The organism is Rhodococcus sp. 5A-K4 (assembly GCF_046097995.1).
Lineage (GTDB): Bacteria > Actinomycetota > Actinomycetes > Mycobacteriales > Mycobacteriaceae > Rhodococcus_F > Rhodococcus_F erythropolis.
Genome location: NZ_JBJURM010000033.1, coordinates 48,758 through 70,571, shown reverse-complemented (window position 1 = coordinate 70,571; position 21,814 = coordinate 48,758). Strand labels below are relative to the sequence as shown.

At 61.8% G+C, this 21,814-nt stretch carries 21 protein-coding genes; 16 read left to right on the top strand and 5 right to left on the bottom strand.

The genetic code is table 11. The annotated features are described in order from the left end of the window. Window positions 1-67 precede the first annotated feature (67 nt). Together ACKAMS_RS29230 and ACKAMS_RS29225 are read right to left on the bottom strand one after the other, a co-directional pair. Complete coding sequence (locus ACKAMS_RS29230; protein WP_020906493.1) at window positions 68-730, bottom strand: 3-oxoacid CoA-transferase subunit B; 663 nt, start codon at window positions 728-730, stop codon at window positions 68-70. Further along, complete coding sequence (locus tag ACKAMS_RS29225) at window positions 727-1,494, bottom strand: CoA transferase subunit A (RefSeq protein ID WP_153211317.1); 768 nt, start codon at window positions 1,492-1,494, stop codon at window positions 727-729. The genes ACKAMS_RS29230 and ACKAMS_RS29225 overlap by 4 nt, the downstream gene beginning before the upstream one ends. A gap of 167 nt (window positions 1,495-1,661) precedes the next feature. On the opposite strand from ACKAMS_RS29225, the gene ACKAMS_RS29220 reads away from it, so the two are divergent. Next, a complete protein-coding gene (locus ACKAMS_RS29220) occupies window positions 1,662-2,441 on the top strand; it encodes an IclR family transcriptional regulator (RefSeq protein WP_021333887.1) in 780 nt (259 codons plus the stop codon). Here ACKAMS_RS29220 and ACKAMS_RS29215 read toward each other — a convergent pair. Then, a complete protein-coding gene (locus tag ACKAMS_RS29215; protein ID WP_070797293.1) occupies window positions 2,438-3,040 on the bottom strand; it encodes a helix-turn-helix domain-containing protein in 603 nt (200 codons plus the stop codon). The two genes, ACKAMS_RS29220 and ACKAMS_RS29215, sit on opposite strands and share 4 nt — an antisense overlap. A 110-nt stretch (window positions 3,041-3,150) precedes the next feature. On the opposite strand from ACKAMS_RS29215, the gene ACKAMS_RS29210 reads away from it, so the two are divergent. From ACKAMS_RS29210 to ACKAMS_RS29165, 10 genes are all read left to right on the top strand, one after another. Next, window positions 3,151-4,557: an MFS transporter gene (locus ACKAMS_RS29210; protein ID WP_070797301.1), complete on the top strand. Its 1,407-nt coding sequence runs from the start codon at window positions 3,151-3,153 to the stop codon at window positions 4,555-4,557. A gap of 96 nt (window positions 4,558-4,653) precedes the next feature. After that, a complete protein-coding gene (locus ACKAMS_RS29205; protein ID WP_020968666.1) occupies window positions 4,654-6,561 on the top strand; it encodes an alkyl/aryl-sulfatase in 1,908 nt (635 codons plus the stop codon). Between the two features lie 17 nt (window positions 6,562-6,578). Further along, a complete protein-coding gene (locus ACKAMS_RS29200; RefSeq protein ID WP_019747534.1) occupies window positions 6,579-7,559 on the top strand; it encodes a linear amide C-N hydrolase in 981 nt (326 codons plus the stop codon). Window positions 7,560-7,663: 104 nt separating this feature from the next. Beyond that, a complete protein-coding gene (locus ACKAMS_RS29195; protein ID WP_019747533.1) occupies window positions 7,664-8,995 on the top strand; it encodes an MFS transporter in 1,332 nt (443 codons plus the stop codon). Window positions 8,996-9,041: 46 nt separating this feature from the next. Beyond that, entirely contained in the window at window positions 9,042-10,235 is a 1,194-nt protein-coding gene (locus ACKAMS_RS29190; protein ID WP_408989943.1) for an anhydro-N-acetylmuramic acid kinase, read from the top strand. Next, entirely contained in the window at window positions 10,232-11,107 is an 876-nt protein-coding gene (locus ACKAMS_RS29185; RefSeq protein WP_019747531.1) for a MurR/RpiR family transcriptional regulator, read from the top strand. Before ACKAMS_RS29190 ends, ACKAMS_RS29185 begins: the two co-directional genes overlap by 4 nt. A gap of 71 nt (window positions 11,108-11,178) precedes the next feature. Further along, entirely contained in the window at window positions 11,179-12,096 is a 918-nt protein-coding gene (gene murQ, locus ACKAMS_RS29180) for an N-acetylmuramic acid 6-phosphate etherase (protein ID WP_020968668.1), read from the top strand. Then, window positions 12,097-12,876 (top strand): glucosamine-6-phosphate deaminase, encoded by a 780-nt coding sequence (gene nagB, locus ACKAMS_RS29175; RefSeq protein ID WP_029254646.1) that lies wholly within the window; start codon window positions 12,097-12,099, stop codon window positions 12,874-12,876. A 61-nt stretch (window positions 12,877-12,937) separates the two neighbouring features. Continuing rightward, window positions 12,938-14,353: an FAD-dependent oxidoreductase gene (locus ACKAMS_RS29170; RefSeq protein ID WP_029254647.1), complete on the top strand. Its 1,416-nt coding sequence runs from the start codon at window positions 12,938-12,940 to the stop codon at window positions 14,351-14,353. Window positions 14,354-14,437: 84 nt separating this feature from the next. Further along, entirely contained in the window at window positions 14,438-16,735 is a 2,298-nt protein-coding gene (locus ACKAMS_RS29165) for a serine/threonine-protein kinase (protein ID WP_029254648.1), read from the top strand. Window positions 16,736-16,762: 27 nt separating this feature from the next. Here ACKAMS_RS29165 and ACKAMS_RS29160 read toward each other — a convergent pair whose 3' ends face one another. After that, window positions 16,763-17,071 carry an amphi-Trp domain-containing protein gene (locus ACKAMS_RS29160; RefSeq protein ID WP_024487387.1) on the bottom strand — a complete coding sequence of 103 codons (309 nt, stop codon included), beginning with the start codon at window positions 17,069-17,071 and terminating at the stop codon, window positions 16,763-16,765. 73 nt (window positions 17,072-17,144) lie between these two features. On the opposite strand from ACKAMS_RS29160, the gene ACKAMS_RS29155 reads away from it, so the two are divergent. The 5 genes from ACKAMS_RS29155 to ACKAMS_RS29135 all read left to right on the top strand — a co-directional run bounded on the left by ACKAMS_RS29155 (window position 17,145) and on the right by ACKAMS_RS29135 (window position 20,848). Continuing rightward, complete coding sequence (locus tag ACKAMS_RS29155; protein ID WP_037119238.1) at window positions 17,145-17,477, top strand: hypothetical protein; 333 nt, start codon at window positions 17,145-17,147, stop codon at window positions 17,475-17,477. Window positions 17,478-17,593: 116 nt separating this feature from the next. Beyond that, a complete protein-coding gene (locus ACKAMS_RS29150) occupies window positions 17,594-18,037 on the top strand; it encodes a Fur family transcriptional regulator (protein ID WP_020906505.1) in 444 nt (147 codons plus the stop codon). A gap of 36 nt (window positions 18,038-18,073) precedes the next feature. Next, window positions 18,074-20,296, top strand: a complete 2,223-nt coding sequence (katG, locus tag ACKAMS_RS29145; RefSeq protein WP_029254650.1) for a catalase/peroxidase HPI — start codon at window positions 18,074-18,076, stop codon at window positions 20,294-20,296. 79 nt (window positions 20,297-20,375) lie between these two features. Then, window positions 20,376-20,723, top strand: coding sequence for an NUDIX domain-containing protein (locus ACKAMS_RS29140; RefSeq protein WP_408989942.1), 348 nt, complete (start codon window positions 20,376-20,378; stop codon window positions 20,721-20,723). Next, the gene (locus tag ACKAMS_RS29135; protein WP_261779309.1) at window positions 20,720-20,848 is read left to right on the top strand and encodes a hypothetical protein; all 129 of its coding nucleotides are present in this window, start codon (window positions 20,720-20,722) and stop codon (window positions 20,846-20,848) included. The genes ACKAMS_RS29140 and ACKAMS_RS29135 overlap by 4 nt, the downstream gene beginning before the upstream one ends. A 17-nt stretch (window positions 20,849-20,865) precedes the next feature. On the opposite strand, the gene ACKAMS_RS29130 is transcribed toward ACKAMS_RS29135, so the two are convergent. Beyond that, complete coding sequence (locus tag ACKAMS_RS29130) at window positions 20,866-21,702, bottom strand: universal stress protein (protein WP_029254651.1); 837 nt, start codon at window positions 21,700-21,702, stop codon at window positions 20,866-20,868. Window positions 21,703-21,814: the final 112 nt, after the last annotated feature.

Sequence of the window (21,814 nt, the reverse complement as noted above, 5' to 3'; positions counted from 1 at the left end):
TTCAACGATCCGAGGAGTCGACCCATCGGGGTACGAGCTCCCGCAACAATCACAGTGGTCGTGTCGGTCATGCCAGTTCAACTTTCAGTTCGGTGCCGGTCGCGGCGACAACGTCTTCGACGCTGACATCGGGGGCGAGTTCACGCAGGACGAGTGGGCCTTCGTCGCTCACATCGATGACGGCTAGGTTGGTGATGATCCGATTCACCACGCCCTGGCCGGTCAGGGGCAGGGTGCATGCGTCGACGATCTTGGGGTTGCCGTCGCGGTCGTTGTGCTCCATGACGACGATGACACGCCGGGCACCGTGGACGAGGTCCATTGCGCCGCCCATTCCCTTGACCATCTTGCCGGGGACCATCCAGTTTGCGAGGTCACCCGTCTTCGACACCTGCATGCCGCCGAGAACGGCGGTGTCGATGTGGCCGCCGCGGATCATCCCGAACGAGAGGGCCGAATCAAAATATGCCGCACCGGGATTGACGGTCACGGTCTCCTTGCCGGCGTTGATGAGGTCAGGATCGACGTTGTCCTCGGTGGGATACGGTCCGGTACCGAGAATTCCGTTCTCCGAGTGCAGGACCACACGAACGTCCGACCCCAGGTATCCGGGAATCAGTGTGGGAAGACCGATTCCGAGATTGACGTACTCGCCGTCGATCATCTCTGCAGCCGCCCGCGCTGCCATCTGCTGGCGCGTCCAACCCGTCACTGTCACTGGTGCGGTCATCGTGAGGTTCCTTCCGAAGCGCTGACGGTTCGCTTTTCGATTCGCTTGTTCTGAGGGCCGGTGTGCACAATTCTCTGCACGAAGACTCCGGGCAGGTGTACCGATGCCGGGTCGATTTCACCGGGCTCGACCAGACGTTCCACCTGAGCAATGGTGACCCGTCCCGCCATCGCGGCGAGCGGGTTGAAGTTCATCGCGGTCTTGTCGAACACGAGGTTGCCGTCGGTGTCACCGAGAACAGCGTGCACGAGTGCGTAGTCGGCGTTGATCGCCTCTTCCATCACGTAACGCTTGGTTCCGAAGACGCGAGTCTCCTTCGGAGGCGATGCAATAGCGATCGAGCCGTCGGCGTCGTAGCGCCAGGGCATTCCGCCGTCGGAGATGGGGCTACCCACTCCGGCCGGTGTGAAGAATGCGGGGATTCCGGTTCCGCCGGCGCGCAGACGCTCGGCGAGCGTGCCCTGCGGCGTCAGTTCCACTTCGAGTTCGCCGGCCAGGTACTGCCGGGCGAACTCCTTGTTCTCACCGACGTACGACGCGGTCACCCGTCGGATACGTCCGGCGCTCAGCAAGATTCCGAGACCGTGATCGTCGACGCCGCAGTTGTTGGAGAACACCTCGAGGTCGGTTGCACTCGTTGCTGCGATCGCGTCGATCAATACGTCGGGGATGCCGCACAAACCGAATCCGCCGACGGCCAGCGTTGCTCCGTCGACGATGTCGGCGACCGCGTCCGCCGCGGACTCGTACACCTTTGCTGTCATGTTTTCTCCCTGCCAAGCGTTCATTGAGTAGACACTCACTCACTTCGCTATCCAGTGAACTATCTCCAGTTCACAGGTTCAAGGGATCTTGAATATCAAGACAGAACTGATCGACTGCTGACCATCTGAAGAAAATTCGTTCACTGAATGGACGCTAGGATGAACTCATGCCTACTCACGAGCAATCACCGGCCATGGTCGCGCGGGTGGCGGCACTTCTGCGAGCCCTCGGCGCCTCTGAGCCAACGGGCATTTCCACCACGGAATTGGGCAAGGTCACCGGCCTCGCTCGGCCCACCGCGCACCGACTGCTCACGTCTTTGGCTGCCGAAGGACTGGTCGACCGTGACGCACGAACCGGTCGGTGGTCTCTCGGCCCGGAGTTGTACCTCCTGGGCGCCGCGGCCGGAAATCGGTACGACATCACCGACCGCGCTCGCGACATCGTCGACGACCTCGCCCGGGTCACGGGGGAGAGTGCATTCCTCTCGGCACGTCGCGGCGACGAGACCGTCTGCATCTTGAGTCAGGAAGGCAGTTTTCCGCTGCGATCTCACGTGCTGCACGAGGGGAAGCGATTCCCGTTGGGGGTCGCGTCGGCGGGGCTTGCCATCTTGAGTCACCTACCGACGCGGGACGTCGACGACTATTTCGCCCGAGTGAATCTGGAGTCGGAATGGGGTGAGATCCACAGTGAGGCATCAATCCGCGAGCGAATCGAGTCGACGCGTGTCACCGGCTATGCCGTCAATCCAGCCCTCATCGTCGAGGGAAGCTGGGGGATGGGTGCCGCGGTGTTCGACCGCAACGGGCGCCCGGACTGGGCGCTGAGTCTGACCGGAGTGGAAACCCGCTTTCGGCCCACGCGTCATGCCGAGTTGGGAACGCTACTTCTCGAGTACGCTCATACACTGTCGAACCGACTGAAAACGCATGCAGTGGTCTAACTTTCGAGAACTGCGTCATGCGCAGCAGCAGTTCTTGCCTTCGTTCGCACGTGGGCCTTCTCGCCTTGCGGGCCGAACAGATGCAAGATCTCCACTATCTGGTTGTCGGCGGGCCCGAACCAATGGGGCTCGGCGGTGTCGAACTCCGCGACTTCACCGGGGTGCAGGACAACCTCGTTCGTACCCAGAATGAGACGCAGATCCCCGGCGAGGACGTAGAGCCATTCGTAGCCGGCGTGGGTGACGAGCTTCGGTGGACGTGGACCGATCACCTGTTTGAACACCTGCACGCGTCCGGGATAGCGCGTCAACGGAACGACGGCACTGCCGTTCTTGCGTCGGCTCGGGGTGAGATGGACCCGAGGATCGCCCGTGGCGGGAGCGCCGACGAGTTGGTCCAGCGCGACCCGGTGAGCACGCGCGAGCGGTAACAGCAGATCGAGGGTGGGACGACGCTTACCCGATTCGAGTCGCGACAATGCGCTGACGGAGATTCCGGTGGCGTCGGACAGGGCCTCGAGGGTCAGATCGCGATCCCGACGAAGCGTTCGCAGTCTCGGTCCGATATCGGTAAGCAACTGCTCGAGTTCGGCGTCCATGCGCTCATCTTTGCAGTTTCTGCAAATTTCTTACCGGCTTCGCGGGCCGGGTTGCGACGATCTTTTCGACTGGCGAGCACGGCAGAACACTTCGAGAGATGGAGTCCGAGATGAAACCTTCGAGCGGGATCGACGAACCGAAAGTGATCGGACTTGACGCACGCCGCCGGTGGGGCATTCTGGCCATCTGCTGCACGAGCTTGTTCGTCGTCGGGTTGGACACGACCATCGTCAACGTCGCTCTCCCCGCGATCGGGGAGGGATTCGGCGTCGGAACCGTTGGTCTCGAATGGATCGTCAACGCGTACACACTCGTCTTGGCAAGCTTGCTGATCTCGTCCGGCGCCCTGGCCGACAGGTTCGGTAGAAGGCGGATCTTCCAGATCGGACTGGTCGTTTTCGGGGTGGCGTCGATCGTCTGCGCGCTGGCCCCGTCGGTGGGAGTTCTGATTGCGGCGAGGATCGCGCAGGGAGTCGGTGGGTCGATGCTCAGTCCGGTGGCCCTGGCGATCGTCGTCAACGTGATGACCGACCCGAAGGAGCGAGCCAAGGCGATCGGCGTGTGGGCTGCGGTCTTCGGTCTGAGCATGGCAGCAGGACCGATAGTCGGCGGAGTCCTCATCGAGAGCTTCGGCTGGAGATCCGTTTTCTGGATCAACGTGCCCGTCATCGCGGTCGTTCTTGTGCTGACCGCGGTGTTCGTGCCGCAGTCCCGGGCTGAACAACCTCGACGTCTCGACTTACCGGGGCAGGTGCTTCTGATGGTCGTCGTGGGCGGATCCGTGGCGCTGCTCATCGAAGGCCCACGAATCGGGTGGCTGGCCTCCGGTGCAATCGCGGGTTACGTCGCCGTCGCTGCCGCGCTGGCAGCGTTCGTCCGGGTCGAATCGAGAAAGAGCGAGCCGCTCATGGACCCCTCGCTGTTTCGGCACCGGCCGTTCACCGGGGCAGTACTCGGCGCGATCGTGGTGTTCGTGGCTCTCAACGCGACGCTGCTTCTGGGCACCTTCTACCTTCAACAGGCGCGTGAAATGACTCCCGCCGCCGCGGGCGCGATGACACTACCGATGGCAGTCGCGGCAACCATCTGTGCGCCGTTGTCGGGGATTCTCGTCGGGCGCTTCGGTGCACGATTGCCGTTGCTGATCGCCGGAAGCTTCACCGCGCTCGGCGGACTGTGCCTGGTCTCTCTCGACAACAGCACAGGCACTTCGACGTTGCTCGTCGCGTACCTGTTCCTCGGTATCGGCTTCGGTTTCTCGAATGCTCCGATCACCAACACCGCCGTCAACGGACTACCGAGATCGCAGGCAGGCCTTGCCGGCGGGATCACCTCCAGTGCAAGGCAGTTCGGCGCTGCTCTCGGTGTGGCGCTGGCCGGCGGCATGATCGCAGGCAGCGCACAATCAGATATCGCCGAGGCATCGAGAGCGGGTTGGATCCTTGTTGTCGCCTGTGGGCTCGTGGTTCTTGTCATCGCCCTGGCGTCGGGAGGTTCCGAGAAGACGAAGGGGTGAGGAGCGTGAGTTCACCCTGCGCGGGTGATTCCAACGCCGCTGCCGCCGGATAGAGATTATGGGGTATCTGATCGTCGTATCCGAGCGGGGAGAGCCATGTGCCAGACACCTAAGGACGCAACACCGGCCACCGTGGCGGTGAACCGCGAAGCGGTCACGCGGTACGCCATGGATGACCGGCAAGATTTTGTCGACGCGGATCGTGGCTTGATCGCACCGTTGCCTGGCAATGTTCTCGGCGACGACGGGCATGTGGTCTTCGACCCCGAGGCATTGGCGTACATCGGTGACGACGTTCCGGCGCCGGACACCGTCAATCCCAGTTTGTGGCGCCAGAGTCAGGTAATTCGCCGGGGTGGGCTCTACCAGGTGACGGATCGCCTCTACCAGGTGAGAAACAACGACATCGCAAACCTGACGGTCGTCGAGGGTGACGAAGGCCTGATCATCATCGACTGCATGGCGGGAGTCGAATCAGCGCGCCAGGGCATGAAGATGATTCGCGAGCACATCAGCGACAAGCCGGTTGCAGCGATCATCTACACGCACACCCATATCGACCACTACGGCGGAGTCAAAGGCATTATCGACGTCGAGGACGTTGCATCGGGAAAGGTGCCGATCATCGCGCCGGGCACGATCGCATCGTTCGACAAGTTCGCAATCGGCGAGAATGTTGTCGCCGGCAATGCCATGGCGAGGCGGTCGTTCTATGCCTTCGGCGGATTGCTCGACCTCGGTCCGAAAGGGGCGGTCTCGTGCGGGATCGGCGTGCTCAGCACCAAAGGCCCTCAGATCTCGTATATTTCCCCCACCGACGGCATCACCGAAACCGGAACGAAGCGAGAAATTGCGGGTCTGGAGTTCGAATTCCTCTATGCACCCGATACCGAGGCTCCGGAGGAGATGCACATCTGGATCCCCGAACTCGCCGCACTGACGTGTGCGGAGAACGCAAATCATTCACTCCACAACATCCAGACCCTGCGCGGTGCGCGTACCCGCGATGCCCGTAATTTCGCGCGATACCTGGACGAGACTTTGGAACGGTGGGGCGACGACGCGGCGGTTCACTACGGACCGCACACATGGCCGGTGTGGGGCAACGAGAACCTCGTTGGCTTCATCGAATCACAAAGGGATACCTACAAATACATTCACGACCAGGCGCTCCGGCTGGCGAACAAGGGATACACGCCGCTCGAAGCTGCCGAGGTGATCGAGCTACCCGAGGAACTCGGCCGCAAGTGGCACAACCGCGGTTACCACGGAACTCTGCATCATGACGTGCGTGCCGTGTACACCAAGGAGCTGGGAATGTGGGACGGCGATCCGGTGACGCTTCATCCACATCCACCGGTCGAGTCGGCGAAGAGGTTCGTCGATCTCCTTGGCGCGCAGAAGATCCTGGATGAGGGTAAGCGAGCATTCGACGCCGCAGACTACCGGTGGGCGGCAGAGATCCTGCACAAGTTGGTGTTCGCTCAACCGGAGAACACCGAGGCGAAGAACCTTCAGGCTGACGTCTACGAGCAGATGGGGTATCAAGCCGAGGGACCTCAGTGGCGAGGTATCTACCTTTCGGCAGCGTTGGAATTGCGTGAGGGCTCGCAACCCCCGCCGTACATCACTGCGAGCGAAGACAGCGTCCTCGCGATGCCCATCGATATCTTGTTCGACTTCGTAGCAGTGCATCTCATCGGAGACAAGGCAACTGACGTCGACCTCCACATCGATTTCGTGTTCACCGATCACGACGACGAGACCTGGACGGCCTGGGTCAGGCGCGGCGTCCTCAATGCCCGCCGGGGAGCGGCGTCGAACACGCAACTGACGGTGTCCGGGCCGAAAGCTGCACTGATCGGCGCACTTCTGCAACCGGGCGCGGCTGCGGAACTTGCCAAAGCCGGGAAGATTTCGCTCACCGGAGACGAATCGGCGCTGGAGACATTGGGAGGGCTGCTGGATACCTTCGATCCCAGTTTCAATATCGTCACGCCGTGAGGAAGGGATAGTTTTCGATGTGTACACGCTTGGTCTACTTGGGGCCCAACGACACTGTGATCACTGCTCGATCGATGGATTGGAAGGTCGATCTCGGAACCAATCTCTGGGCATTTCCGCGGGGCATGACGCGCGAGGGTTGCGCGGGTCCGAACTCGATTCAGTGGACGTCGAAATACGGAAGTGTTGTCGCAACGGCCTACGACATGTGCACAACCGATGGGGTCAACGAGGCAGGACTGTCTGCAAATCTCTTGTGGTTGGTCGAGTCCGAGTACCCGGCATACGACGGCTCGACTCCGGGTCTGTCCATCGCAGCGTGGGCGCAGTATGTTCTGGATTGTTTTGCGACAGTTCAGGAAGCAGTCGAGGTCTTGGCAGCGGAACCGTTCACCGTCGTGACTGCTGCTGTTCCCGGTGAAGACCGTCTCGCTACCCTTCACATGTCACTCTCGGACGCCAGGGGAGACAGTGCGATCATCGAATACGTCGGTGGACGCGCGACTATTCATCACAGCCGTGAGTACCAGGTGATGACAAATTCTCCGATCTTCGATCAGCAACTCGCGGTCAACGAGTACTGGAAGCAGATCAACGGGACTGTGATGCTGCCCGGAACGAACCGTGCCGCTGACAGATTCGCCCGCGCGTCGTTCTACGTGGATGCGATACCGCAGACGGACGATCCGCGGTCCGCGTTGGCGTCGACGTTCAGTGTCATTCGCAATGTCTCGGTGCCGCTGGGTATTTCGACTCCAGACGAGCCCAACATCTCGTCGACCCGCTGGCGTACGGTGGTCGATCACAAACGCGCGCTCTATTTCTTCGAGTCTGCGATGACCCCGAATACGTTCTGGGTGGATGTGGCGTCGATGGATCTCGGGGAGGGGACGCCCGTCCGCAAGCTCGGGCTGGGCCCGAACGAGAGCACGGTCTACTCCGGAGACTCCACCGACCAGTTCGAACGGGCGGAGGCATTCACGTTCGCAGGAGCGTAGGGATTCGGGGACCCACGAAAACCCAATTGTGAAACTTCTTGACATTTCTACTCCGTTCAGATGAAACTTTGTTGCATATTCGGGTTTCGTCAACGGAGGACGGCATGGGCATCACAGTGCAGACACGGAACGATGGTGCGCAGCTCAAACGGCGCAGGGCGCTCGTCGCCGGCTCCGTCGGAAATTTCATCGAGTGGTACGAGTTCGGTGTGTACGGGTTCTTCGCGACGATCATCGCGTCGAACTTCTTCAGCGCCGACGGCTCCGGCGACCTCGAAAGCCTGATCAAGACCTACGCGTCGTTTGCGCTGGCCTTCTTCTTCCGCCCAGTGGGGGCCGCGCTGTTCGGCCGACTCGGTGACCGCATCGGCCGACGCCCCACCTTGGTGATCGTTCTTCTGCTGATGTCGGGTGCGACGACCCTGATCGGTGTGCTCCCCACCTACGAGAGCGTCGGAATTCTGGCACCGCTGCTCTTGACGGTTCTTCGGATCCTCCAGGGACTGTCGGCCGGAGGCGAGTTCGGCGGCGCGGTGTCGGTGATGACCGAGTTTGCGCCCCCGGGACGACGCGGACTGTACGGGTCGTGGCAATCGTTCACGGTCGCGCTCGGATTGCTCGCCGGTGCCGGAATCGCGGCGCTCCTCGCGACAGTTCTCGACTCCGGTCAGCTCAACGACTGGGGCTGGCGCATCCCGTTCCTCCTTGCACTTCCGATGGGCCTGGTCGCCCTGTGGCTCAGGCTCCGACTCGAAGAAACGCCGTCGTTCGAGCGTGCCCGCGCAGTCCAGTCCGAACCGACAGTTGATGCGGCGACGCCGGTAGTACAGCCGACCGTCGGCGAGACCGCCAGGGCGATTCTGCTCGGCATCGGTCGGTTGATGGGTTGGTCTGCGGCGGGTTACACGTTCCTCGTCGTGATGCCGACTTATCTTCAGAGTTCACTCAACGCGACATTCCATCAGGCACTGGTTGCTTCGGTACTTGCCAATGCCGGCTTCGCAGTGACGATTCCGCTTGCGGGCGGGCTCAGTGATCGCATCGGGAGACGCGCGGTCATGCTCACCGGCACGGTTTTGATCTTGGTCCTTGCGTTGCCGCTGCTCAACGTCCTGCAGAATGAGCAGACGTCTCTGACCGCCAAGGGATTTGCAGTGTTTGCCGCCGGCGCCGCAGTGGGACTTGTCGCCGGACCCGGACCCGCCATGCTCTCCGAGATGTTCCCCACCTCGGTCCGGTACACCGGATTGGGACTCGCATACTCCCTGTCCAACGCGGTCTTTTCGGGCTGCGCCGGTCTGATAATCACGTGGCTGATCAAGGAAACTTCCAATCTCGATATTCCGGCCTACTTCGTGATGGCAACGTGCGCCGTCAGCGCGATCGCTTTGAGTACCTTGCGAGGAAATGCCCACAAGCGGGCACTCGTCGACTGACCGCAGCTTGCCCGAATGCCGAAACGATCCGAGTAAGGGAAATTTCATGAGAGTCATCGGCCTGATGTCCGGTACTTCGTACGACGCTATCGATGCTGCCGCAGCAGATATCCGGATCGACGGGGACACTCTTGTGCTGACCCCACTGGGAATGGTCAGCGAACCATATTCCGGTGAGTTGCGGGCAGCGGTGGCCGCTGCGGTACCGCCTGCGTCCACCACTGTCGGTCAGATCTGCCAACTCGACACCGAGATCGGGCAGGCATTCGCGGCCGTGGCTGCGCGGGCGAACGCGGAACTGTGTGACGGCAGTGCGGAATTGATCTCCTCACATGGGCAGACGATGTTCCACTGGGTCGAAGGAGCGCAAGTAAAGGGCACTCTCCAACTCGGGCAGCCGGCCTGGATAGCCGAGAAGACCGGATGCACCGTCGTGTCAGACCTGCGCTCTCGCGACGTGGCGACGGGTGGACAGGGTGCACCATTGGTCAGCGCGTTCGACGTATTGTGGCTCAACGGAAGAACTTCGGGTTCCGTCGCGCTCAATCTCGGTGGCATCGCGAACGTCACTGCTCCGGGTGGCGGCGGTACGACGGCAGATGGTCCCGCAGTACCGATTGCCTTCGACACCGGCCCGGCAAATGCGCTGATCGACGCGGCGGTAAGCGAATTCACTGCGGGGGAGCAGTGGTTCGACCTCGGTGGCGCTCTGGGTGCAGCCGGCACGCCGAACGTCGATCTGCTCGCACATCTACTGAGCGAACCGTATTACACGCAGCCCGCTCCCAAGAGCACGGGCAAAGAATTGTTTCATCGGGACTATCTGCTCGCCGCTCTGCGGGGCTACGAGTCGTTGTCTCTGGCAGACATCGTCGCGACTCTGACTGCACTTACGGCCCGGACCGTCGCCGATTCCGTCAAAGCACTCGCGGCCACCGAAGTGGTGGTGTCAGGTGGTGGCACCAAGAACCCGACGTTGATGGCGATGCTCCGTGACGAACTGGGCGACATCGCGCTTGTCTCTTCGGACGAACTCGGAGTCACCTCCGACATCAAGGAAGCATTGGCTTTCGCGGTTCTCGGCTTCCTCACCGCACACGGATTGCCCGGCAGTATTGCTTCGTGCACCGGTGCGCGTCACGCCAGTGTGCTCGGATCTTTGACGCCAGGAAGCCGTGGGCTGCCTAGAATCACATCGGTGCCGTCAGCTCCGAAAACGATGCGAATCGAGGCGTTATGACTTTGGACCGGAGTGCTCCGGCGTCCGTCGACCTGCTTGCTCGTATTCGCGCATCACTGAGCAGCCTCTCACCTGCCGAGCTGCGGATCGCCGAAATCATCGAAGCCGACCCCAGCCTGGCGTCCACACTGACGGTCAACGATCTTGCCGAACGAGCGTCGACAAGCACGGCGACAGTGGTCCGCACAGCCAAAAGGCTCGGCTTCGAGGGGTATCCCCAGCTTCGTCTGGCATTGGCGGCCATCAGCGGTTCCGCGTCAAGTGATTCGATTCCACTCGGTGTGGACATCGTTGCCGCCGACTCTGCCAGTGAAGTCATGGCCAAACTCGCCGAGTTCGAATCCGAACAACTCAAGGGCACAGCACAATTGACTGACCCTGTTGCACTCGAAGCAGTGGTGTCGCGGATCCGATCCGCCCGCCGGGTCGAGGTGTACGGCATCGGCGCGTCAGGCATCGTCGCGCAAGACCTCACGTTGAAGCTCTCGCGTATCGACGTCAACTGCCGGGTTCATCTCGACCGAGACGCGGCGATGGTCAGCGCCAGTTTGCTCGGACCGGACGACATAGCAGTGGGAATCTCGCATTCCGGCGAGACTTCTGATGTGGTCGAACCGCTTGCCCTTGCCCGTCGTACCGGGGCGTCGACGGCCGCGATCACCGGCGGGGCGCGGTCGACGCTCGCTGTGCAGTCACACCACGTTCTACTCACTGCCGGTAGAGAATTCGGTTTCCGGTCGGCAGCAATGGCAAGCCGCACCGGCCAGCTGTTGGTAGTCGACACAATTTTTGCGATGGTCGCGCACTCGCTGCCGAGCGCCCTGTCTGCGCTGCAACGAAGTCATGATGCCATTGCTTCGAAGCGTCACTGACGAGGAGTCGTCGCTGTGATTACTGACGAGGAGTCGTCGTAGTGAAATTTGATCGAGGAGGACTCGCCACAATGCAATTGGACATGCTGTCTACCGAGAGACCGAACCCTCTCACCCGCGATCTCGACGTCATGTCGGTGTCGGATCTGCTGACGGTGATGAACCAGCAGGACGCAATCGTGGCCGACGCGGTCGCGGCGGTGTTACCGGCCATCGAAGCCGCAGTCGATTCGATCGTCACCGCTCGGGCACAAGGTGGTCGGCTGATCTACCTGGGAGCTGGGACCAGTGGGCGTCTGGGAGTGCTCGACGCGGTGGAATGCCCTCCGACTTTCGGGACCGATCCAGGCGAGGTGATCGGAATCATCGCCGGTGGCCCGGGAGCGTTTCTGAACGCCGTCGAGGGAGCAGAGGACGATCCGCGAGCGGCTGGGGCCGACCTCGACGCAATCTCGTTGAACGCCACGGACGTCGTGGTGGGTCTGGCGGCGAGTGGTCGTACTCCCTATGTCATCGGGGGACTCGACCATGCCCGCGCACTCGGCGCCGCAACAGTGGCGGTCTCGTGCAACCGAAATGCGGCAATGAGTTCGCACGCCGGAGTGGCCATCGAAGTGGAGACCGGCCCCGAGATCCTCACCGGATCGACGAGGCTCAAGGCCGGGACTGCACAGAAGATGGTGTGCAACATGCTTTCGACGGCAAGCATGGTCCGTTCCGGCAAGGCGTTTCACAACCTGATGGTCGACCTTCGGCCTACCAACGCCAAACTGGTCGATCGTGCAAACCGGATCGTCGCGGCAGCCACCGGAGTGGATACCGAGATCGCTTCGGAGACCATCGAGAATGCCGACGGTCATGTGAAGGCAGCGGTCGTCATGTTGTTGGCCGAATGCGACTTCGCCGAAGCAACCGAATTGTTGGATCGCGCTTCGGGTTCCGTACGCGAGGCCATCGTCGGAGCCGGCAAGAGCAGAGAGGAAGCCTGAATGGAAATCGTCATAGTTCCCAGTCCGGAAGACGGCGGGCGAATCGCTGCCGACATCGTTTGCGGCGCAATCGAAAAAGGAGCGCGGACGCTCGGCCTCGCGACGGGATCGTCACCGCTGCACACGTATCGGGAGCTGATCAAGCGGCATCGAGAATCGGGAGTGTCGTTCGCGGCGATGAGCGCGTATCTTCTCGACGAGTACGTAGGTCTCACGCCCGATCAGCCGCAGTCCTACGCGCACACCATCCGCACGGAACTCGTCGATCACCTCGACATCGACAATGCGCGAGTGTTCAGCCCCGATGGGGGAGCCGCGGATCCCAGTGAAGCTGCACGGCGTTACGACGCTGCCATCGTCGACAACGGTCCCATCGACGTGCAGATTCTCGGCATCGGTCTCAACGGGCACATCGGCTTCAACGAGCCGTCCTCCTCACTCACATCGCGTACCCGAGTGAAGACCTTGACCGAGAGGACCCGCGCCGACAACGCGCGGTTCTTCGCAGACCCAGCCGATGTGCCGCATCACGTGATCACGCAGGGTCTCGGAACCATCAGTGATGCAAAGCATCTTGTGCTGATTGCGGAGGGGGCGCGCAAAGCCCCCGCGGTCCGGGCTGCGATTGAAGGTCCGGTGTCGGCGTTCTGCCCGGCATCGGTACTTCAGTTGCATCCGCACGTGACAGTCGTCGTCGACGAGGCAGCGGCCGGTGAACTCCAACTAGCGGACTTCTACCGCTACACAACCGAGCACAAGCCGGCCGAGCAGGGTTACTGAAAAGCGGGTTACTGAAAAGCGGACTTGATCTCCAGCGCAGTTGAGGTCCTAGTCTCGGGGCATGATCAACGCTAGAGGTTCAGCGGTATCCCCGCCGGCGGCGCCCCGGATTTTCTCACCACCGCTCAGGGTCGCGATCGTCGGAGCGGGGCCGGCGGGAATCCACGCTGCCGGCGCTCTCGCTGAACTGGCTCCTGGCACCAAGATAGACATGTTCGAGCGTCTACCGACGCCGTACGGACTCGTGCGCTACGGTCTCGCCCCAGGGCACGCCGAGTCCGAAAAGTTCGTCGCTTCTCTGCACACCGTGCTGGTCGCCAGTGACTTCCGGCTGTTCTGCAACGTAGAGATCGGAAAGGACCTTTCCGTCGAGGACCTACGTTCTTCCTACGACGCGGTGATCATTGCAACCGGTGCGCCGCGGGATGCACTACTCGACATTCCAGGCGTCGAGCTTCCCGGTTCATTCGGGGCCGCCGATTTTGTCGGTTGGTACAACGATCACCCCGACGCCCCCCAACATTGGCCCTTGCACGCCGAGTCGGTGGCAGTGATCGGCGGCGGCAATGTCGCGCTCGATGTCACGCGGATGCTCCTCGTAGAGGCGCAATCGCTGCAGGCCACGGACGTCTCCGACGAAGTTCGGGAAGGGATCGCCGGCAGTCGCGTTCGTGAGGTACACATCTTTGTCCGGCGCGGACCCGCCGACGCTCGCTTCTCCCCGAACGAGTTGCGCGCTCTCGGTGAACTACCCGGCGTAGATGTTGTCGTCGATGCTGCCGATGTCGCGCCGGACCGGCATATCGAGCGGATGACAAAACAGTTGGTGCACACCCGACTGGCAGTCGAGACACTCCGTGGTTTCGCGGACACTGCACCTGCCGACCGAACTGCCCAGCGTCGAGTTCACCTGCACTTCTACCGAAAGCCCGTGGAGATTCTCGGTAACGGGAAAGTCGAGGCACTCCGCGTCGAGCGGACTGACCCCGACGGCTACGGTCACGTCACCGCTTCGGGTGTCTGTACCGACTATCCGGTTCAAGCTGTGTACCGGGCAATCGGATTTCTCGGCACGCCACTTGCCGGGGTGCCCTTCGATCACGGGCGCGGCATAGTTTCGCACCGGAGCGGCGCGGTGGTCGACGAGAGCGGTCTACCGATCGCGGGCTTGTTCGTGACCGGTTGGATGAAGCGCGGTGCCGCGGGGCTGATCGGTGCGGCGCGGCCAGACGCTCGCCAAACAGTCGAAACGATGCTGCGCCAACTTGATTCGTTCGGCGGGCGTCGGGTAGATCGCAACCGGATCGAGGAGGTCCTCGCGGCCGGCGATCTGTTTCCCGTCGATTGGGAAGGATGGCTTCGTATCGATGCCGCCGAGAAGGACCTCGGTGTCGAGCACGGACGTCCACGCGTCAAGATCGGTGACCGCGAAGAACTCGTTCGTATCGGCACGAAGTCGGCAGTTCACGCCGAATAGATTCGCTGGGGTCAGAGGTACCGCCGGGGTTACGCTGAAATGAGTCGCCTCGATTCATCGTGCTCGAGGTGCGGAGCAGAACTCATGAATGAACGTGGTGCGCAGGCCAGTGACGCGACAGTCGCGAGCGGGCCCCTGACCGAACGGGGCACCGTCACCGAGTTGCGCCTGTCCGCACTGCCGGTAGTACGCGGCGAATCGAACGATGCCGACGGTCTCGGGCGCCTGGTCGGGGACTGGGAGGCGGGACGAACCCCGTCCGACCTGAGTGAATATCTGCCCGATCCAGCCAAGATTCGTCGGGGCGCGCTGATCGAACTGGTCGGAATCGACATGGAGTACCGCTGGCTGAAGAATGACGGTCCGAAACGACTCACGGAGTATTGCGCCGAGTACCCGGAATTGCTCGAAGAGCCACTACCGGCCGAGCTTCTGTACGAGGAGTTCCGGCTGCGGAAGCAGGGCGGGGAGGACGTCGTAGCGGCCGAGTACCTCAGCGAGTTCCCTTTGCAGGCAGAGGGTTTCGAGCGGTTGTTCGACCGTGATTCGATGGCCGGCCGCGAAGACGTGATGATGTTGGGGCTCTCGGGTTTCGACGAGTTCGAGATCGGGCAGCGCCTCGATGATTTCGAACTGGTGTTGGAACTCGGGCACGGTGCATTCGCCCGAGTGTTCCTGGCACGGCAACTGTCGATGCAGCGGTGGGTTGCGTTGAAAATCTCGCGCAACGTCGGAGTCGAGCCGCAGACTCTCGCCCAACTCGACCATCCCAACATCGTTCGCGTCTTCGATCAACGGCTGCTCGAGGAACGCGCACTGCGAGTTCTGTTCATGGAATACGTGCCAGGCGGGACCTTGCTCGACGTGGTCAAACTTGTCCGCGTGACACCGCAGGCTCAGCGGTCCGGACAACTACTTCTCGACGCCATCGATCAGACCCTGGCGAAAAAGGGGGAGATGAAACCGAGCGAGACGAGTTTACGGAACGAGATCGCAGCGATGTCGTGGCCGGAGACCGTGGCCTGGATGGGAATGAGACTGGCCGACGCCCTCGAGTACGCGCGTGAGCACGGCGTACTACATCGGGACATCAAGCCGGCGAACGTACTTCTCAGTGTCGAAGGCATTCCCAAACTCGCTGACTTCAACGTCAGTTCGAGCGAGGAGGTCTCGACCGAGGACGCTGCCTGTTTTGTCGGAGGCTCGCTCGCCTACATGTCTCCAGAGCAGTTGGAGGCCTGTGCCGTGGGGTCTCCCGGCACACTCGACACCCGTAGCGACATCTATGCACTCGGTGTGATGCTGTGGGAACTCCTCACCGGGAGTAGGCCTTTCACGGACGACGGCACGGGGGAGAACCCACCGTCGCCCAAGAAGGCGCTCGAGGCACGTCGGCGTGGGGTGGATCCCGCGGCCGAGGCCCGGTTACCGGACGACTGCCCGCCGGCGCTGCGCCGAGTACTGGTGAAGTCTCTTTCGCCCGAGAGAGACGGAAGGTGGTCTGGCGGACGAAAGCTTGCCCGTCAGTTCGCACTGTGTCTGGACCGGTCTGCCCGGAACCTGGTGGACCCACCGGAAGGGAGCCCGCGTTCGACGTTGTGGAAGTGGGCACTGCCGATTCTTCTGGCCGCGATCGGAATTCCGAATCTCCTGGCGGCGGGCTACAACTACTACTACAACAAGATGCTGATCATTTCGGGACTCTCGCCCCAGGCTCAGCAGCACCTCGAGCAGGTTCATCTGGTCATCGGGGTGGCCGCGTTCTCACTCGGTGCCGCGGCGATCCTGTATTGGTGCCGGCTTGCGCTCACTGTGCCTCACGGACTGCGTCACGGTCAGACGTACAGCGCGGAGGTCTTGAACAAAGCCCGTACCGCGACGCTGAACGTCGGACACCGCGCGGTGGTGATCGCATTCGGTCTGTGGGTCCTGGCCGGTATCGCATATCCAGTTGCGTTGCAGATTGCCGCCGGAGGTATTCCGCAACGAGCATACGTGCACCTGATGTCGTCGCTGGCAGTGTGCGGCGCCGTCGCAGTCGCGTATCCGTTCTTCATCCTGACGTACTACTCGGTTCGATGTCTGTATCCGATCTTGTTGTCACACGGCGAGTTACGAAGCGACGACGGACGCGATATTCGCTCGTTGGGTCGGAGCAGCACGCGTTACCTCGCAGTCGCGGCGTCGGTTCCACTGGTGGGAATCGCGGGACTCAGTTTTGTCGGTTCCGGGGCCGGGGAGGAACTCAACGCAACCGTCCGTGCGCTGTGTCTGGGCGGGATCGCGGGCTTCATCGTTGTGTATCAACTGTTTCGACGGATCGAAAGTGATCTCCGAGCACTGCTGCGCGTTGTGTCTCTCGAGGTGTCGGCGTCTCCGTAATTGCCTGACAACCGCACCCGGGTTGGCCTATTTGGCAGTGCTCTTGCGCGGTCGGCTGCGACGAACTGCTTTGGTGGGCGGCGGAGACTTCTCTTCTGATTCTTCCTGAGGGTCGTCGCGCCAGTGAATCTCGATTTCTATCTCGACCTCGTTGCCGTCGACTTCGATCTCGAGTTCCCACCGAACCTGTTCCGGAACACTGATTTCGATCGAGTCCCCACCCGACCCCAGTTCCACTTCCGATCCACTGGCGAGGGCCTGGCCGAGGGCGATGAGTCGGTCGGCGACTTCCTGCCGTGAGAGTTGTGACTTCCTCTTGATCTCCAATTTGGGCACGATCACTCCTGACCTCGGCGGATTCTCCCCTTCACCGTAGTTGGAACAAACGGAAGATTGTTACCTTTGGACGATGTCGACCCGCTACCACGTCACCTCCGCCTTGAACCGTGCGTCGATCCAGCGGTATGGATTGGACTGGCGCCGAATGGGCTCGGCTCGCGGAATCGCAGGAAGTCTACGAGCAGAGCAGGAGGGATGCTTCCTCGCCAGCGACGAGGGCGAACGGGACTGGTTTGTCAGAATGAACAACACCGGCGGCGCGGTTGACGTATGGGAAGTCGACGGTATCGACGCTGCATCTCTTGTTCAGTCGCCGGAGGGGCACTACTACTTCCCCGGCGTCATCGCCGCCGCTGAACTGCGACTGGCGCAACAAGACCTACCCCCAGTTCATCTCCCATGATTCCCGGGCCCGTTCGTCCTGTTCGGAGCGCTGACGAATCGGTCGGCAAATCCGCGTAGGCGAGGATTTTCGCGAAAGTCTGGGTTCAGTCCAGAAGATTGCGCAATAGTGGAAAGGTGCCTTCGACGCCGGATTATGCAGCCCAACTGCGTAACGCTGAGCTTCGCGTGACTCGTCCCAGGGTCACGGTGCTCGAGGTTGTGCATGCACGCCCACACGCAGCCACCGAGACTGTCTTCGATGCTGTGCGGGCTGTTCTGCCGGGGGTGTCGCGGCAGGCGGTCTACGACGTGTTGCACGCTCTCACCGACGCCGGGCTGATCAGGCGGATCCAACCGTCCGGATCGGTGGCGCTGTACGAGTCTCGCGTCGGTGACAACCACCATCACGTCGTCTGCCGGTCCTGTGGGGTCGTTGCAGATGTCGACTGTGCAGTCGGAGAGGCACCGTGCTTGACGCCGTCAGCGCACAACGGCTTCGTCCTCGATGAAGCCGAGGTCATCTACTGGGGCCTGTGTGCCGACTGTTCGACAACTCAGAGTTTGCGATCACACCCGTGATCGAAGTCCGTTCTACTCGCTCATGGAGGGATTACCGTGTCCGATAGTTGCCCGGTTGCTCACGATGGAAACACCGCGAGCACCAGCGAAAGTGAAAACCCCGCGATCCCGTCTCCGACACCGACCGGGAATCGTCCGAGAACCAACCGGGACTGGTGGCCGAATCAGCCGGATCTCTCTGTCTTGCATTCACATTCGTCGAAGTCGAATCCCATGGGTGCCGACTTCGACTACGCCCAGGAATTCGCCAAACTCGATGTCGAGGCGCTCAAGCGCGACGTCATCGCGCTGATGACGGCGTCGCAGGATTGGTGGCCGGCCGACTACGGACACTACGGCGGACTCTTCGTGCGTATGAGCTGGCATGCTGCCGGCACCTATCGCATCGCAGACGGCCGCGGCGGTGGCGGTCAGGGCGCTCAGCGTTTCGCCCCGCTCAACAGTTGGCCGGACAACGCCAGCCTCGACAAGGCACGTCGCCTGCTCTGGCCGGTCAAGCAGAAGTATGGAAAGCAGGTTTCCTGGGCCGACCTGCTGGTGTTCGCAGGCAACTGCGCTCTGGAGTCGATGGGGTTCAAGACCTTCGGCTTCGGCTTCGGCCGAGAAGACATCTGGGAGCCCGAGGAGATCTACTGGGGTCCTGAGGACACCTGGCTCGGCGACGAGCGCTACAGCGGAGACCGTGAGCTGTCCGGACCGCTCGGCGCAGTTCAGATGGGCCTGATCTACGTCAATCCCGAAGGACCCAACGGACAACCGGACCCGGTAGCGGCCGCCCGCGACATCCGAGAAACCTTCGCTCGCATGGCGATGAACGACGTGGAAACGGCCGCGCTGATCGCCGGCGGCCACACCTTCGGCAAGACACACGGTGCCGGTCCGGCCGACCTCGTCGGACCCGAACCGGAAGGCGCACCCGTCGAGCAACAGGGACTGGGCTGGAAGAGCGCCTTCGGTACGGGCGTGGGTAAGGACGCGATCACCAGTGGTCTCGAGGTCGTGTGGACTCCCACTCCGACGAAGTGGGACAACACTTTCCTGGAGATTCTGTACGGATACGACTGGGAGCTGACCAAGAGCCCGGCGGGTGCGTGGCAGTGGATCCCGAAGGATGGCGCGGGGGCCGGCACGATCCCGGATCCGTTCGATTCGACGGCCGGACGTACTCCGACGATGCTGACCACCGACCTCTCCCTACGCCTGGATCCGACGTACGAGAAAATCACACGGCGTTGGCTCGATCATCCCGAAGAATTCGCTGAAGAGTTCGCCAAGGCTTGGTACAAGCTCCTGCATCGCGACATGGGACCGGTCACGCGTTACCTGGGACCGTGGGTTCCCGAACCGCAGTTGTGGCAGGACCCGGTTCCCTTGGCCGATGATCAACTGATCGGGGACGAGGACATCGCGATCCTCAAGAGTCGACTTCTCGATTCCGGGCTGTCCGTCTCACAGTTGGTGTCGACCGCGTGGGCGTCGGCTGCGAGCTTCCGCAGCACTGACATGCGCGGCGGCGCCAACGGTGCTCGAATTCGCCTGGAGCCGCAGAAGAACTGGGAAGTCAACGAGCCCGCAGCCCTCTCCGCGGTGCTTCAGACCATCGAGCGAGTTCAGCAGGAATTCAACCAGGCTGGTGGAGCCAAGGTTTCACTTGCCGACCTGATCGTTCTGGGTGGTACAGCGGCAGTCGAGCAGGCCGCGAAGAACGCCGGACAAGACATCACGGTCTCGTTCACGCCGGGACGTACGGATGCAACTCAGGAGCAGACAGACGTCGACTCGTTCGAGGTACTCGAACCCCGGGCCGACGGATTCCGGAACTACCTCAAGGGAGGGGAGAAGATTCCGGCAGAGATTCTGTTGGTCGACCGCGCGTACATGCTGTCGCTGACCCCGCCCGAGGTGACAGTTCTGGTCGGCGGACTTCGCGCGCTGAACGCGAACTTCGGCAAGACCGGCCACGGGGTGTTCACCGACCGTCCCGAGACGTTGACCAACGATTTCTTCGTCAACCTTCTCGACATGGGTACCGAGTGGAAGCCGTCGAAGACGGAAGAGAACGTCTACGACGGGGTTGATCGGGCGACTGGAGATCCGAAGTACACGGCAACTGCGGTCGACCTTGTTTTCGGATCGAATTCGCAACTGCGCGCACTCTCCGAGGTGTACGCCAGCGAAGACGCGAAGCAGAAGTTCGCCGAGGACTTCGCTGCCGCCTGGACCAAGGTGATGGACCTCGACAGGTTCGACGTCAACTGATTCAGCAGATTAGCCGACGGCGCCCCGCGAGCTTTGTTCTCGCGGGGCGCCGCCGTTTCCCGCACGATAGCGTGGTCATGTGGCCGATCAATTTGCGCTGGTACCAGCGGTGTACGTGATGTTTCGTCGAAGCAACCCGGCGCAACGGCCGGAGGTGCTGTTGCAGTTGCGTGAGGGCACCGGTTTCATGGACGGATACTGGGCTCACGCTGCTGCGGGACACGTCGAACTGGGGGAGTCGGCACTCGATGCGGCTGTCAGGGAGGCCGCGGAAGAACTTGGCGTGGAGCTGCTTTCCTCGGAACTGAAGCCACTCACCGTGTTGCATCGCCGACATGCGGAAGGGTCGACCCGGTGGATCATCGAGTGGACTTCTTCTACGAATGCCGCACGTGGTCGGGTGAACCACGCCGGATGGAGCCGTTGAAATCTGCAGATCTGCGGTGGTGGCCGGTTGACGAACTCCCGGAGAAGTTGGTCGACCACGAGCGTTTCGTGATCGAAGCCCACCACGCCGGTCAGCTCGCACCCATCCACAGTTACGGGTTCTGACCGAGCGAGGATCCAATTCAGGCTTCGCTCGCAACGATGACCGGGCAGTGAGCTTTTCGAATCATTGCACTGCTCGTGGTGCCGAGAGCGGTGTCGTCGAACGAACCTCGGCCGCGCCGGCCCACGACGAGAAGCCGTGCCTCGGTGGAGAGTTGTTCCAGAATGGCAACCGAGGGGCCGTCGTACTCGATCTGTCGGATGGTGACGCCGGGGTAGAGCGTGGCCCAACCTGACAGTTGCCACGTCAGCGGCGTCGAATGCTGGGGCGCGTGCCCGGCTGCGAAGTTTCGACTCAGCTCGGCCTCGGGCGGGGCGGCGTGCACGACGACCAGTTCGGTGCTCGCCGCCTCGGCTTCCTTGAATGCAATGGCCAGAGCGCTTTCGCTGTAGGCGCTTCCGTCCAAACCGACGACAACGGGAAGATCAGCCGTAGCCTGGCTTTCACACGAAGTTCCGACTGTTGCGAATGAACATGCCGGGGCGGGTGCAGTGAGATCGTCCTGTGGTGTGACGATCAACGGGTTGACGATCAAGGCAGCCTCGGACGTCAACGCGGTGAGGATTGCGGTGTTCTCCCCGGAGATCAGATCGGTCCGGATCCGAAGATCTGGCGACACCGACTCTGCGATCTGAATGGCTTCCATGAACAGGCCGGTCGGTGATGCCGAGGTATTCGGATCGCCAGTATTCGGAGCTACGAAAACTATTCGCATCCAGAGACTGTGGCGATGCGCGAACTCGGCCGCCCACGTGATCACGTCGGTGCGCAGCGGGGATCCATCGATGCACACGACGACCGCTCCGTCTGCGGACCACTCCGAGGTGAAGACGTCAGTCGAAAGTTGGGAGGTCATTCCGAGCTCCTCGCGTTATGTCTGTCGAAGGTTCTGCTGAATGCGAACTGGCTTGCAGGACAGTGCCGAACAGCAATCCTGCAACTACTATCGAGCAAGCGGCAGTTGTCAG

Excerpts from the sequence above, each read along its gene's own strand:
- ACKAMS_RS29230 (WP_020906493.1), bottom strand. The coding sequence starts at position 730 with ATGACCGCACCAGTGACAGTGACGGGTTGGACGCGCCAGCAGATGGCA.
- ACKAMS_RS29225 (WP_153211317.1), bottom strand. The coding sequence starts at position 1,494 with ATGACAGCAAAGGTGTACGAGTCCGCGGCGGACGCGGTCGCCGACATC.
- ACKAMS_RS29220 (WP_021333887.1), top strand. The coding sequence starts at position 1,662 with ATGCCTACTCACGAGCAATCACCGGCCATGGTCGCGCGGGTGGCGGCA.
- ACKAMS_RS29215 (WP_070797293.1), bottom strand. The coding sequence starts at position 3,040 with ATGGACGCCGAACTCGAGCAGTTGCTTACCGATATCGGACCGAGACTG.
- ACKAMS_RS29210 (WP_070797301.1), top strand. The coding sequence starts at position 3,151 with ATGAAACCTTCGAGCGGGATCGACGAACCGAAAGTGATCGGACTTGAC.
- ACKAMS_RS29205 (WP_020968666.1), top strand. The coding sequence starts at position 4,654 with ATGTGCCAGACACCTAAGGACGCAACACCGGCCACCGTGGCGGTGAAC.
- ACKAMS_RS29200 (WP_019747534.1), top strand. The coding sequence starts at position 6,579 with ATGTGTACACGCTTGGTCTACTTGGGGCCCAACGACACTGTGATCACT.
- ACKAMS_RS29195 (WP_019747533.1), top strand. The coding sequence starts at position 7,664 with ATGGGCATCACAGTGCAGACACGGAACGATGGTGCGCAGCTCAAACGG.
- ACKAMS_RS29190 (WP_408989943.1), top strand. The coding sequence starts at position 9,042 with ATGAGAGTCATCGGCCTGATGTCCGGTACTTCGTACGACGCTATCGAT.
- ACKAMS_RS29185 (WP_019747531.1), top strand. The coding sequence starts at position 10,232 with ATGACTTTGGACCGGAGTGCTCCGGCGTCCGTCGACCTGCTTGCTCGT.
- murQ (WP_020968668.1), top strand. The coding sequence starts at position 11,179 with ATGCAATTGGACATGCTGTCTACCGAGAGACCGAACCCTCTCACCCGC.
- nagB (WP_029254646.1), top strand. The coding sequence starts at position 12,097 with ATGGAAATCGTCATAGTTCCCAGTCCGGAAGACGGCGGGCGAATCGCT.
- ACKAMS_RS29170 (WP_029254647.1), top strand. The coding sequence starts at position 12,938 with ATGATCAACGCTAGAGGTTCAGCGGTATCCCCGCCGGCGGCGCCCCGG.
- ACKAMS_RS29165 (WP_029254648.1), top strand. The coding sequence starts at position 14,438 with ATGAATGAACGTGGTGCGCAGGCCAGTGACGCGACAGTCGCGAGCGGG.
- ACKAMS_RS29155 (WP_037119238.1), top strand. The coding sequence starts at position 17,145 with ATGTCGACCCGCTACCACGTCACCTCCGCCTTGAACCGTGCGTCGATC.
- ACKAMS_RS29130 (WP_029254651.1), bottom strand. The coding sequence starts at position 21,702 with ATGACCTCCCAACTTTCGACTGACGTCTTCACCTCGGAGTGGTCCGCA.